Annotated in this window: 7 protein-coding genes; 5 read left to right on the forward strand and 2 right to left on the reverse strand. The window is 35.9% G+C overall.

Annotated features, from left to right (window positions below; translation table 11 throughout):
• From PL77_RS14065 to PL77_RS14085, 5 genes are all read left to right on the forward strand, one after another.
• On the forward strand, positions 1-578 hold a 578-nt coding region (locus PL77_RS14065), incomplete at its 5' end, for a T9SS type A sorting domain-containing protein (protein WP_044206429.1).
• 634 nt (positions 579-1,212) lie between these two features.
• Positions 1,213-4,965, forward strand: a complete 3,753-nt coding sequence (locus tag PL77_RS14070; RefSeq protein ID WP_044206431.1) for a sulfatase-like hydrolase/transferase — start codon at positions 1,213-1,215, stop codon at positions 4,963-4,965.
• Between the two features lie 34 nt (positions 4,966-4,999).
• Complete coding sequence (locus tag PL77_RS14075) at positions 5,000-5,644, forward strand: hypothetical protein (protein WP_044206433.1); 645 nt, start codon at positions 5,000-5,002, stop codon at positions 5,642-5,644.
• Positions 5,645-6,346: 702 nt separating this feature from the next.
• A complete protein-coding gene (locus tag PL77_RS14080) occupies positions 6,347-7,102 on the forward strand; it encodes a hypothetical protein (RefSeq protein ID WP_156152371.1) in 756 nt (251 codons plus the stop codon).
• Positions 7,103-7,222: 120 nt separating this feature from the next.
• Positions 7,223-8,134: a metallophosphoesterase gene (locus PL77_RS14085; protein WP_044206439.1), complete on the forward strand. Its 912-nt coding sequence runs from the start codon at positions 7,223-7,225 to the stop codon at positions 8,132-8,134.
• A 322-nt stretch (positions 8,135-8,456) separates the two neighbouring features.
• Here the strand turns inward: PL77_RS14085 and PL77_RS14090 are convergent, their stop codons facing one another.
• Together PL77_RS14090 and PL77_RS14095 are read right to left on the reverse strand one after the other, a co-directional pair.
• Positions 8,457-12,467, reverse strand: coding sequence for an ATP-binding protein (locus tag PL77_RS14090; RefSeq protein ID WP_172665858.1), 4,011 nt, complete (start codon positions 12,465-12,467; stop codon positions 8,457-8,459).
• 521 nt (positions 12,468-12,988) lie between these two features.
• A complete protein-coding gene (locus tag PL77_RS14095; protein ID WP_253273989.1) occupies positions 12,989-14,548 on the reverse strand; it encodes a sulfatase in 1,560 nt (519 codons plus the stop codon).
• Between the last annotated feature and the right edge of the window lie 635 nt (positions 14,549-15,183).

The following is a 15,183-nucleotide window of genomic DNA, read 5'->3' on the forward strand; positions in this document are numbered from 1 at the left end:
AAGAAGAAACGACGACCAAAACGTTCGATGTGACTGTAATAGCAGCAGAGAAAACGATCGCTGAATTATTGCAGGAAGCCTCAGACGCCTTGATGATCACATATGCAGAAGGCGACAATGCTGAAAGTGTAACCTCAAGTCTTACGTTACCATTGACTTCATCGCATGCCAGTACAGTGGCTTGGAGTTCATCCAATGAAGCAGTGATATCATCAGACGGTACAGTGACAAGACCATCAGCGACTACAACGGTAACGCTTACAGCGACTTTAAGTTTGGAAGAGGAAACAGTGACTAAACTTTTTGAAGTAGTTGTATTGAAAGAAGAGGTTCCTACTTCAGTAGAAGATGGACTTTTGATCCTGAATATATATCCAAACCCAACAGTGGATCACTTAATGGTGAGCACGCCTCAAATGGATGCAGACATTGCAGTGTTTGACTTATTGGGTAAATCGATTGACAATTTTACAATAGAGAAAACAGCCAACGGATACAAACTGAATGTACAGTCATTACCAAACGGTAAGTATATCCTGAAGGTGAACACTCAGAGTAAATTGTTTATCAAAAAATAATCCATCAATTGGAATAAGTAGACCACACATAGGCTGTTAAGTGAGGGTAAAGTCTACAGGAGTTTCGAATCCGAAAGTTAAAATATGGGTAGGTGATAGCGCAATCTCATCAAGACTGAAACTAAAGAAGGTTAAAACACTCAGTTTTGGTGAAGCAATGATCACTTGCCCATTATTTCAGCGATCATACACGATATTCTCCATGATGCTTTATGCTATTTTACATAATACATTGTAAACTAATTGACTTTTAGAAATCAGGAGATTTCTGCCGATCCTTAGGCCACGAATGACACTAACGCTTAACATTCGCGCCAGTGAGCTTTCTACCATTTTAGTTTGGTAGTATTCCCCCCGGCATTGAAGGGAAAAGCGTTAAGAATTTCATGAATTGAGCCGTTAAAAATGATTTTCTTGTTTGAGCAAAGCGAGTTTAAAATCATTTAGGCGAGAGGAATGAAATTTAGCTTTTGACTTCTAAGCCTAGATTTTTTGCTTCGTTTTTCATCAATGGAAAAATGAAGAAGAAGGAAGCCTGAAAGTAGGCCCTATAAAATCTAGCAGAAATACAGATCGAAATTTTACGATAATTCAGTTTACAGTGCACTTAACAGCCTTTTTTAATATTCGACAAATGAAAAAATTCATACTAATCTATTTTTTACTCTTTTTTTCCTCATTACTTCAAGCACAAACTCCCGCTCATGATATGGCCAAAAAGCTAGGAAATGGCTACAATTTTGGAAATGTGATGAGTGCCAAAAATGAAGGAGACTGGGCTGACCCAATAGAGGAATTTATGATGGATGATGTGGCAGCAGCTGGTTTTGACCATATACGTCTGCCCGTTCGCTGGGGAAGCCATACTACAGAAACTTCACCTTACACGATCGACGAAGCATGGTTGTTACGTGTAGAAGAAGTAGTGGAGTGGGCCACTGAAAGAGGATTGATTGTGGTGTTGAATGCCCATGGTGAACATTGGTTTATAGAAGAAGTGACCAAAGAAGATGAAGTTTATACTGATCCTGCAAAGTGGGAAAGGTTTTTAGCCATTTGGACGCAGATCAGTGCTCATTTCAAAGATAAAAGTAATGATGAATTAGTCTTTGAGTTGATCAATGAACCTTATTTTAACATGAATAAAGGATTAGTAGATCAGCTGAATGTTGAATTAGTAGAGACAGTACGCAAAGACAATCCTGACCGTATTTTGATGGTAGTAGGAGGTGGAGATAATGCCATTTTTGCTCCTCAACAAATGGACCCGGCTCTTTTTGAAAATGAAGATAAACTGATACCATGGTTTCATTATTATTGGCCCAATACATTTACAAAATACCCGGAAACGAATAACAGTATTCCGGATTGGGGAACAGCAGAAGAGTATGCTTCATTGAGAGCTGATTTTGAAAATGTAAAACAGTGGGCAGACAATTTGAATTTGCCTTTATATTTAGGTGAATTTGGATCAAATAACTTATGCTCACCTTTGAGCAGAGCAAAATACCATCAAGCCGTAGCCACCTTGGCAGAAGAGTTAGAGATTCCAAGAGCCATTTGGTGTGCCGGTCCAAAAGCCAACAAAACCGTTTATAATCGTAAAGCAGGCGATTGGGTTGAAGGACAGTTACAGCCCTTATTTCCTAAAACACAAAGGAAAAATATTCTCTTTATCATGGTTGATGATTTGAATACTGACCTGACCGCTTTTGGAAATGAGGAAGTGATTACTCCTACTTTCGATAAGCTATCGCAACAAGGTATTCAGTATGCCAACACCCAATGTTCTTATCCTGTTTGTGGTCCTTCAAGAGCTAGTTTCCTTACCGGAACTTATCCTGAAAGAAATGGTATTACCAACCTTACTTTAAAACTGGAAGAGACCGCTCCAAACCTCACCACCTTACCCCAATATTTGGCATTGAACGGTTATAGAACTGCTGCTGTTGGGAAAGTCTTTGACCCAAGAAATGTGGACAATGGACACAATGCTACTTCATGGACTGACGATTATAAAGATCCAAATCATTACGATTATCCAGAAGAATATGGAGATTTTGTATCGGGCAATAACTACAGAGTAGAGGCAGGGGTGTCTTATGAAAAAGGACCGGAAGGAGTAGGAGATGATGGCTATCAAGATGGGCAATTTACATTAGAGGCGATCAAGATGATGAATAAGTTTTCAGTGACGGAACAACCGTTTTTCTTATCTGTAGGTTTTAAGAAACCACACTTGCCTTTTGTAGCTCCGCAAAAGTATTTTGATTTATACAAAGACAAAACCATTACGCTAGCAGATTATCAAAAATTACCTGAAGGAACGGATAGCATTGCTTACAAAGCACCATCAGAACTATTGGGCTACAAGGATATTCCTCAGACATGGGAAGATATTTATAAAGATGCGGAAAAAGTATTGAACCTTGAAAAGCAAAGAGAATTATTGACCGCTTATTACGCTTGTGCATCTTACATTGATGCTCAAATTGGGATGTTGGTCGATCACCTAGACGCGATTGGTGAGAAAGACAACACTTTGATTATTGTTTCTTCGGACCATGGATTCAATTTGGGAGATCATAATATGTGGGGGAAACATAACCTTTTGCAAAATTCGGCTCAGGTGCCATTAATCATCATAGATCCTTCAGAACGATTAAAAGAGTCGGAGAGAGCAGTACAGTTGATAGATCTATATCCTACCATTTGCGACTATGCGTACTTACCCAAACCAACGTTTTTACAAGGTAATTCTCTCTATCATAATGATGAGGAAGAAAGAGCTTACCCATTGGATTTGGCGGTAACTTATTATAAAAGAAATGGTAAAAATGGCTATTCGTTTAAGAAAGGAAACGAACGTTATACCCTTTGGACAAGTAGCAAAGAAATGACTCCGCTGAATGTTCCTTATTCAGAAGTGACGGCCTTTCATGAAGAGTTTTATGTTTATGAAAATAGCCAAGTAATAGAGACTAAAAACGAGATCAATAATGCAGAATTTAGTCAAAATATTGCTCAGCTAAAACAAGATGTAGAGCAATGGTGGAATCAATATTATGCCACAAATGAAGAGCAAATCAATGGTAATCTCATTAAGACGAACCCTAGTTTTGAGAATGGTGTAGAAGAAGGTTGGATCATGACATCGAAGGAGGGTTTAGGGATAGAATATCAACTTCAAAATGATATTCACCCCACTACTTCCTCCAAATCGGCTGCCTTCCATATCACTTCCAATGGTGGGAATTTCTCTAACCTAGGATTTAGAACATCGGATCACGCTATTGGTTTTCCAACCGCTGAAGCTCAAAAGTTTCTGGTGAAATTTTCCGTTTATGCAGATGTTGATACAGAGCTAAGATTTCAGTTACAGTTGGATAAGGGAGTGGATAAAATCAATAGTGAGTCCATTGTAATAGAAAAAGATAAGTTGTACCAAGTGGAACAAGAGATCACTGCTACAATGGAAGGTATGACCACTCTTCGCCTTTTATTACAATTGGGTAAAGTGGTTGGGACAATTTATATCGATGATGTATTTGTATCCGTGGATGGAGCATTAGATGATAATCTTTTCTTGCAAGAAGCTGTCAATGCCACTGAAATAGGGTTTCAATATGAAGATCATAAAAATAATGTTGTACATAATATTTATCTTCCCACGCAGTCAAGTTATGAAGCCACTGTCACATGGAACTCTCATACGGAAGATTTGGTAAGAGTGCAAGGAGATTCAGGCTTTGTTACAACACCTGAAATAGAACATGTTGTCAGATTGGATGCAGAAATCAAATACAAACATTTGGTAGGTCACAAGTCATTTGTCATTAAGTTGAAGGGGGAAATGTCAAGTGAATTAAAAGCCCTAGAAAAAGAGGTATACATTGGTTTTAATGAAAATGATGATGTGCAATCTGTCACACAAAACATCCACCTTCATGCTCCTGAAAGAACGGGATTGGAAGTGCAGTGGGTATCGTCTAATAGTGATATTATTGAAATCGATGGAACCAAAGGTATTGTAAAACCGACTGAACAAAACGAAAAAATCATCATTACGACCCTCTTAAAATTAGGAGAAGAGGAATTGATCAAGACGTATGAATTAACAGTTATCAAGACCAAAACGGAAATTCCTCCAACCTCTATTACTCCTCCGGTCGACTTTAAATTATATCCTAATCCAGCCCTTGGTTTATTGTATATCAGAGGCCTAAATCTAAATAAAAAAGACGTCTATATTTTCGGGATAGATGGAAGGAAAGTCAATGGATTTCAGATTAATGAATCAATGGAAGCTTTAGATATATCCACACTTCAAAGCGGTGTTTACATTCTTCAAATTGATAAAACACGAAAGAAATTCATTAAGCAGTAGTAATCATTTTATTCATTTTTTTAAATCATATACCATGAAAACAAAACTATTGATCGGTGTTCTTTTGATGTGTTCCACGATTGCATGGGGGCAAACCGATGAACAAAAATTGTATGCCAAGAAATTTACAGATTGGGTCAATAAAGTAGTGCAATTATCTCCCGAACAATACGAGCAGATGAAGGCATTGCGAGTGAAATATAATATGCAAAAGGATTCATTAGAAGCCAGGCCTTATTATAGTCACGAGGATAAAGTGAAAATGAACAAGCAGTTTTATAAAGACCGAGATAAGATTTTGACCCTTGATCAACAGTCTGAATTACTGTCCTTCTTGATTACTTCAAGGGAATTGAAAATCATTACGTCTGAGATACCATTGGAGCAAGAAAAAGTGGCAGAACTAAGAGCAAAAATGATGTTGGTCAACAAAAGAATGGTCATCCATATTATCAAACTTGGAAAATTTAATATCAAGTACCTTGAGATGGAAAAGTCATTTGCAATCGAGAAAGACTTGATTTTAGGGAAGGTCCTCACACCTGAACAATATAATTATTATATCTCTGTAAGAGAACAAAAATTGAAAGAACATGCCACTTCTTCTGTAGATTATATGAACATGAAAGCAGATTCTGTTTTGGAAGGCTACAATGTTCTTTTACCAGATGATATTTAAACCAACATTTCTATATATAGAAGCACCAAGACAAAATTATTTAATACTAATTCTATTTATTGTTTTGCGATTACTTCCTTCAAAAAACGCTAAATAGAACCACTATTTATACGTTTTTTAGCGTTGTACTCACAAAAAACAAATTAGAATTAACTATGATCTAATTTTGCCTTAGTACTTATAACTTTTAGATAAGAGGAAAAGTCAAGCTGTTTTAGTTTGGCTTTTTTTATTTTGAAGGATAATAGTACATTGTAAACTAAGTTTACGTTGTTTATATTATTTAGAAATCAGGAGATTTCTGATGATCTGAAGGACACGAATGACGCTGACGCTTAACATTCGCACCATTGAGTTTTCTACCATTTTAGTTTGGTAGTTTTCCCCCTGGCATTGAAGGGAAAAGCGTTAAGAATTTCATGAATTGAGCCGTTAAAAATGATTTTCTTGTTTGAGCAAAGCGAGTTTAAAATCATTTAGGCGAGAGGAATGAAATTTAGCTTTTGACTTCTAAGCCTAGATTTTTTGCTTCGTTTTTCATCAATGGAAAAATGAAGAAGAAAGAAGCTTGAAAGTAGAGCCTATAAATGTTTGTAGAAAGCTTGATTAAAAGTTAACGAAAACTTAGTTTACAATGTAATAGTAACAAATGATACAATTATTTTAGACCTTTGGAGAGGTAAGCAACAACCTCCATTTTTTATGAAACGAACACTTCCCTTATTAGATCAAATGATTCTCTACGTTAATGGCAAATACGGTATAATACCCATAGTTACGTTATTGCTTGGGCTATTCTTACTGTTGCAAACATTTAGCGTAAGTGATATTGATTTTGCTGAAATGAGGTATTTAAATCAAAACACGTCAATTGGAAAAGGGGTAATTACTACTATTTTTGAAACCAACACACTGATTAATGAAGAATATATTTATGGTTATGATTATATATTTTTCTCCCCAATGGGAAATTTCAATTGGACATCCTATTCTATTGGTTATACATATGACGTTAATGATACTGTCGATATTGAATATAATGTATTGAGACCTGATGTAAGTAGAATAAAAGGAATGAGCAATACACCGGGTGGACTATCTTCATTACTATTTACTATACCATTTTTTGTAGGTTTGCTATGGGTATCTTTTAATTTTATCAATGGTTTGATGAAATATCAGTTATTGAAGAAAGGAAAATTCACGAAAGTAAAACTCCTTCGAAAAAAAGCAACTTCTTTGGAAATAGAGGATAGTAGAGTTTATAAATTCATATTTTCATTTTTCGACAAATCAGGAAAAGAACATCGAATAAAGACGATGACAAGTGATCCTAGTAAGTATATGTACCTTGAACAGTTGATCGCTGTTTATGATCCCAAAAATCCCAAAAAATCATTTATGGTAAATAGTTTACCTTCAAGTGTAGCTTATTACGTAAAGAAAAATTGGACTTAGTATTATTTCTTATTTGAATATTTCAAGAATTTAGAACCTTGACTTTTTTGCAATAATTTTGTTTTAAGACAAAACATGAAAAGTAGAAACCATCCATTTCAACATAATTATTAATTAACCATGCTAGACCTTATAGGAGACATCCACGGACATGCCGATGAACTTGAAAGACTTTTACAAAAGCTGGGCTACAAAAAAGTATCTGGAGTGTATGGACATCCTGACCGAAAAGTACTTTTTGTGGGAGATTACATTGATAGAGGTCCTAAAATCAGAGAAACACTTCAGATTGTAAAAGGTATGACAGAAATGGGGCATGCGATTGCGTTGATGGGGAATCACGAGTACAATGCCATCTGTTTTCATTTGCAAAACAAAGAAGGCGGGCATCTCCGAAAACATTGGATCAAGAATATCATTCAGCACTATGAGACTTTAAAACAATTTCAAAACCGACAAAAAGAATACAATGAGTATATCGAATGGTTTTTGACATTGCCTCTATTTTATGAAGATAAAAACCTCAGAGCTGTTCATGCTTGTTGGAATGAGAAAAATATTACGTTTTTGAAAGGTAAATTAAAGCAAAATCGTCTCACCAAATCATTGATTGAAGAAGCGAATACCACAAATGACGCATTGAACAATGCCATTGAGCAAACATTGAAAGGAAAAGAATTGAGATTGCCGGATGGGCTTACTTTTGCTGATAAAGACGGTAATCTTCGTAAAGACATAAGGTATAAATGGTGGGAAGATCCATTAAAAATGACTTTTGAAACAATCAGTGTTCACCCTGTTGAGAACCTTCCATCCCTTCCAATAAAAGCTTCCATTTTGGATGACCTCAGTTATTATAAAGCAGTGGAACGCCCTGTATTTTTTGGACATTATTGGCTAAAAAATCAACCTATGCTTTTCAAACCCAATGTTTGTTGTTTGGACTACAGCGTAGCAAAAGGTGGACTGTTGGTGGCGTACCGATTTGATGGTAAGAAAGAATTACAGCAGGATAATTTTGTAATGGCCTAGTCTCTCTAGAAATCGGGAGATTTCTGGTGATTATAGGGTACGAATGTCGCTCTCGCTTAACATTCGCACCATTGAGCTTTCTACCATTTTAGTTTGGTAGTACTCCCCCCGGCATTGAAGGGAAAAGCGTTAAGAATTTCATGAATCGAGCCGTTAAAAATGATTTTCTTGTTTGAGCAAAGCGAGTTTAAAATCATTTAGGCGAGAGGAATGAAATTTAGCTTTTGACTTCAAAGCCTAGATTTTTTGCTTCGTTTTTCATCAATGGAAAAATGAAGAAGAAGGAAGCTTGGAAGTAGAAAATAAAAGACTTGCAGAAATATCAATTGATAGTATTTTCAACTAGTGTAACCGACTTATTTTTTCTGCAATAATCAGGCTCTACCCCATATTGTTTTTTAAACTCTCTTTTGAAATACCTTACGTCATTGATACCGACCCTTTCAGCAATTTCTTTTAAACTTAAATTGGTATCGATCAATAATTGAGCTGCCTTCTTTAACCTTACAGAACGGATAAAACCAACAATCGTATTATTCGTTGCGGCCTTAATTTTTCGGTATAATGTCGACTGACTCATACACATATGATCCGATAATTGCTCAACATTGAGTTCATCATTGTCAATATTATCTTCAATATATATAACCGCTTTTTGGATGAATTTTTCATCTTCTGAGAGTATCTTGGAAGTGGTTTCTACTTCTTGTTGGGGAGCACTTTGAGGTTGAAGCTGAGAAGTATAAAATGCGATCAAATGTGCTTTGTAAGCCAGTATATTATTGACTTTCTCTTTAATGATTTTACTATTGAAAGGTTTTCTCAAGTAATCATTTGCTCCAATTTTTAAGCTGTTGAGTTCACTTTCTGTAGTGGCATTTGCAGTGAGCAGTAATAGTGGAATACTTTGGTGGTCAGGGTGATTTTTGACTTTCTGACAAAACTCCATTCCATCCATGACAGGCATCATCACATCTGAAATAATCAAATCAACGGGCTGTTTCTCCAAAATTTGAAGCCCCTCTTTTCCGTTTTCTGCTTTGAAGATATGATAGTCTTTTTCAAAGATCGATTCGAGATAACGTAAAATATCGAGATTGTCGTCCACCAAAAGTAAGCTTCTTTGGGTTTCTGAAGCTGTAGTGAATTCAGTGATTTGTTGTTCTTCTACTTTAGCATCTAAAACGGGGAGTTCTACCGTAAATACGGTTCCTTTTCCATAAGAACTTTTGACGTGAATATCGCCACCGTGTAAGTTGACAATACTTTTAGAAAGTGCCAGTCCAATCCCTGTTCCTGCTTGAGGACTTGGAGTTGTACCTTGATAATAGCGATTGAAAATGTTTTTCAGATCCTCTTCTTTGATTCCTACACCTTGGTCGATGACTTTAATTTCAATATGATCTTTCACTGCCAATTCCAGTGTGATAGTCTTTCCTTTTGGTGTAAATTTTATCGCATTGGAAAGAAGATTATTCAATACAATCTCGACCTTTTCCTGATCTAATTTGTAGAGTTGGTTTTCATTGACTTTGGATTTGAAATCAAGATGTAACCCCGACAATTGTAATAAAGATTGAAACTCCCAACACTTGCTTTCAACAACTTTTCGAATAGAAACATAGTCATAAGAAAGCTCCAATTTATTGTTTTCCATTTTTCTGAAATCCAATAATTGATTTACAAGAACCAATAAGTTGTCTGCATTTTTATTGATGATCTGTAACTTACTTTTGTATTTTGAAGGAAGATCTTCTTCCTCCAAGAGATCTTCTAATGGAGAATGAATAAGCGTAAGAGGAGTTCTGATTTCGTGTGAAATATTGGTGAAGAAACGTACTTTGGCTTCTGTAATTTCATGTTCCTTTTCTTTTTCCAAATGGATCAAACGCACTTGGTTTTCTAGTTTCTCTTTGCGAATAAAGAATTTGAAAACACCATAAATGATCAAGAGTGCCACTAAGATATAAAAGAGAATAGCAGGAGTCGAAAACCAAGGAGCCGGTTTCATATCGATCACCAATTGATTGGTTTCACCGCAGTTACCATACAAGCATGCTTTGATTTCCAATACGTTTTTACCAACGGGCAATTGAGTGAAATTGATACTTGAAGAATGTTGATTGTCGATCCATTGATCCGATACTGTTTTTATTCTATAATAGTAATCCACATTTTTTTGATCCACATAGTTGGTGGTGTTCACACTCAAGCGAATCACCTTATCCTTGTACCCCAATTGTATTGCTTTAGTAAATGGTAAAGCCTGTTGCAAAAGCACTCTATTGTCTAATGTGTCATCTACCTGAATGTAGTGATTATTGATATAAAGTTGGGAGAAATAGACATTGGGGAGCGTCACATTGTCGGAGATAAAAGAAGGCGAAAAAAGCACCATTCCTTTTTGTCCACCAAAGTAAATCAGGTCTTTCTTATTGTAAACCGCACCAATATTAATGGAAGAGATATCTACGCCGTCTTCTTTAGTGTAGTTTTGAACGGTATGATTGTCGAGGTGAATACAACTGATACCTTTTGAAAGCCCCACCCAAAGCCTGTTTTGTTGATCCATGGTGATGGCATTGATACAATCATTTTCTAAACCGCTGGTGTGATCATAAAAATGAACAGCCTGCAGACTGTCTTTAGAAGTGTCTAATACCAATAAACCATTCGCACTTCCCACATAAAGTAACGGTAGGTCAGGGTGTTTGAATAACGATAAAATGATATTAGAAGGGAAGTTAAACATTGCCTTGAGGTCAATGAAAGTAGAGGTTTTATCACTTTTATTGAATTTATATAAACCATTAAAAGTACCCAACCAAAAATGTTCTTGATCTGCCTCTACAATATGCTCAATACGGTCTGCTTCAAAATAATATTTTCCTTTACTGACAGGATTAAAATACTCGATTTTAGATAAATCAAATGCTTCTAATGCATTGATACAAGCAATACCATTTTGCTGTAAACCAAACCATATCTTTTGATTTTTTTGATCATAGAAAATGGTTTTTATCTTTCTGAATTTAGAAGAACCATAAAACTCGCTTTTCCCAAAGGGGTCATGAATGGAAAAGATAAAGATGCCTTCAGAGGTGGTAACATAAACTTGATCGCCGATAGTTTTAAAATCAGAAATGATAAGATTCCTTGAAACAGGAAGGTGTTTATATTGTTTCTCAGCTTGTTTCTTATAGGCAATACCGCCGTTTTTTGTGCCAATCCATTGATTATCGAATCGGTCTACAAAAATGCTGTTGATGTTATTGTCTGGAAAGCCGACCTTCTCTTTAAAGGAATTCGCAATTTTATAGATTCCTTTGTTCTCGGTCAGTTTCACTACACCACCATGCGTGGTCGTAATCCATATAATATCATTATTATCAATAAAAATATCCGTGACTCCCTGATAATTCTTATTTAGTTCGTGCGCCGGTCTCAAATCAATTTTATGAAAAATCGATTTCTCAGGATTACTTCGGTACAGACCATTTTTCCAGGTTCCTACCCAAAGTCTGCCCTGTTGATCTATACTTAGTGAATTGATGAGTTTGAGTTTTTCGTCATTTTTTCCAATGAATTTTTTAGTAGAATGCGTATCAATGGAATATTCGAATACTCCTTTTGAGCTACCAAAATAGAGTGCATCTCTTTTATGATCATAAATGATCTTCGTAATCCAAGGTACTGATTTGATAGGGTGTCTTTGAATCTTTAAGGTCTTAAAGTCAAACTCATGCAGGTTTCCCCCTGACCCAAACCATACATTACCATTATTAGTTTCTTGGATGGATTGTATGACTTTGTTGTTAGGATGATGAAAAATAACTTCTTGCTTTTCAATGTCCATTACAAAAAAGCCGCTCATCCAAGTACCGATGCATAAGTAACCATTACTTGTTTCTTTTAATGAAGTAATTCTCAAGAAAGAATTATTTCTACTGTAGTTTTTGAACACATGGTGATAACTCACAAATTGATCTTTAGCAATGTTGTAACTGGAAAGACCACCACTTTTGGTGCCAACCCATAGGGTGTGATGTGCTCCTAATTCAAGAGTTTCAACATCTTCACTGTAAAAATGCTCATAACGGGGCGAAGGCTTCAAATGTTCAAAACCTTGTGCATCAAGCTTTACAATTCCTTCACTACTCGCAAACCAAAATTGCCCCAATTCATCTTTAACTACTCTTGTGACGGAGTTGTTTGATAATCCATTGGAGACGTTGAGGTACTCATAAAGATAACCTTCACTAGCATTTGAGAATCCGAAATTTGGGAGGTGAAAAAATAAAATTAGTGATAATAAGTAATGGTAGTATTTCATTTCATTGTTCATTAAGTCGCTGTACCGTTAGAAGAGTACAATTGCTTACCACTCAAATAAACCTTATTTCAATGGGAAATAATAAGTAAAAAGTATTTATTAATGTTAATACATTGTAAACTCAGTCTTCGTGAACTTCCAATCGATTTTTCTACAAGACTTATAGGATCTACTTTCAAACTTCCTTCTTCTTCATTTTTGTCTTAACACAAAAACGAAGCAAAAAAGTCAAGGCTTAGAAGTCAAAAGCTAAATTCCATTCCTCTCGCCTAAATGATTTTAAACTCGCTGCGCTCAAACAGCAAAATCATTTTTAACGGCTCACTCCATGAAATTCTTGACGCTTTTCCCTTCAAGGCCGGGGTTAGAACTACTAAACGATTAGAGTAGTAGTCCCACTGGCGCGAATGTTAAGCGATAGCGTCATTCGTGTCCTACAGATCATCAGAAATCTCCTGATTTCTAAAAGTCGAAAACATAGTTTACAATGTATTGAATATCAGAAAAAAAAACGTAGGCTATTAATCCACTATACGTTGCGATCCCCACCAATCTGTATTGGGTTGAAAGTCTTCCGCTAACATTTCCATACGTTTTTTCTCTAGTGATTTCATTTTTTTCGTTCTCACTTTTTCCAAATAGCGTTCTTCTTTTTCTTCCGACCAAGTATTATCTCTTTCAGGATATTTTGCTCCTAAGTCATTCAAATAAGTAAATAAATCATCACTCAATTTCTTTACGATGTTAGGGTACTCATTGGAAAGGTCTTGTTTTTCATGAACGTCTTCATTCAGATTATAAAGTTCATTGCGGTTATCTTCATAATAATGAATCAATTTCCATTTTCCAGCACGGATCACAGAAGACGGTTCTCCACCTTGATTACCGTAATGTGGGTAGTGCCATACAATAGAACGATCATCGATGGTTTCACCCACAAAAAGAGGAGCGAGACTTACACCATCTTGGTGTTGATCAGGATGTAAAGGAAGTCCAGTAAGTTCCAATAAAGTAGGGTAGAAGTCCGTGTGTGTAACAGGCACATTGGAATGAATGTTTGATTGCTTTAACCAAGGTACTTTAATGATATATGGAGTTCTCAATCCACCTTCAAACTGATAACCCTTACCCCCTCTAAGCGGATAATTGGAAGTAGAGAAAGCATCGCCTGCGGCTACTCCTCCGTTATCTCCTGTAAACACAACGATAGTATTCTCACTTAATCCTAATTCTTCTAATCCCGATAACACTTTACCTACGGCATCATCCATAGATTCTACAAGGCCAGCATAAACAGGGTTGTCTTGATGTTGGCGGATCGGTAAAAACCTACCCATTTTATATCCCACACTGTCTATGCCTTGTGTTAATGCTTTATCTCTATATTTTCTCCATTTTTCCTCAGTGGTTTGTATTGGACCATGTACCGCATAAAAAGACAAACAGGCAAAAAAGGGTTTCTCTTTATTTTCTCTCATAAAGTCGACTGTTTCTTGTGCAAGTCGGCTACTTAAATTTTCTCCTTTAGGACCATCTTCCAGTCTCGGGTTTTTATAAGGTGAAAAATAACCACCATGAGGACTTCCTGCATGGAAACCACCTTTATTGATATCAAAACCGTGATCCTCAGGAAGTGACCCTTCACCGCCTACATGCCATTTTCCGGCAAAGAAGGTGGTATAACCGTGGGCTTTGAAAGCCTCAGGCATTGTGATATAATTTGTATCTAATTGATGTTGATAATAGGCAGGAAGTAGTTGATTAAATCGCTTTGTTTTTCTCCAGGCTTCTCCCTCTTTTGCTCCAATCCAATCAGTGATACCATGTCGTGCAGGGGATTTACCTGTCATAATACTCGCTCTTGATGGGCTACAAACCTGACAAGAGGCATACCCTTGATCAAATTGAATCCCTTTGGCAGCAATCTGATCAATATGTGGTGTTTCGTAATAATTTGAATTGGTCGTAGATAAATCATGTGCCCCAAGATCATCAGCAATGATCAGTAACACATTGGGTGCTTTTTCAGGCGACTGATAAGCTTTTTTCTGCTCTGTTTTACAAGCAATAAATGACGTCAAAAAAAATATCCCTAGTAGAGATTTAGACAAATGTATCATTGATTAGGAATTGATTAGTGATAAGTGAAATTACCATTGCAAGGACAAAGTACTAAGTCAAAATTATTGAGGAATAACTCTTCATGACCAGGAGTAAATACAGGCAGATTGTCTGTAAGGAAGGTTTCTGTTTTTTGAAAATTATCAATGTAAGAAACCCTAAAAAATAATCAGAATTAATACGAATGTTTTTGTCTTGGTATTTTTACAAATATAAAGCTATAGTTATATTCGTGGGGTGAACAGATTCGTCATTAACGGCGACTAAATTCGTTATTTTTTTAATTGATTCTTGACAAGTAATAAATTATTCAACTCATTTTTTAATCGTAATCACTTATTTATCAGTGTTTTATTTTAAATAAGTGTAAAATAGTCACATATTGACGGATATGGACATCAAGAAAAAAAGAAGACCGCTCATATTTACATCATCGTTGTAAGACGAGAACAAGTAGTTTATCAATTCTTAATCTGATTTTTAAAACTCCTCTTTTAATTATTATTGATTTCAAATGATCAACTACGTTCTATGAAATGAATTATTCAGAAACATGAAAAGCACCGATCTTACTTTATTAAGAAGGTTCATTTTT

The sequence above is a fragment of the Flammeovirga sp. OC4 genome, assembly GCF_000812565.1.
Taxonomy (GTDB): Bacteria; Bacteroidota; Bacteroidia; order Cytophagales; family Flammeovirgaceae; genus Flammeovirga.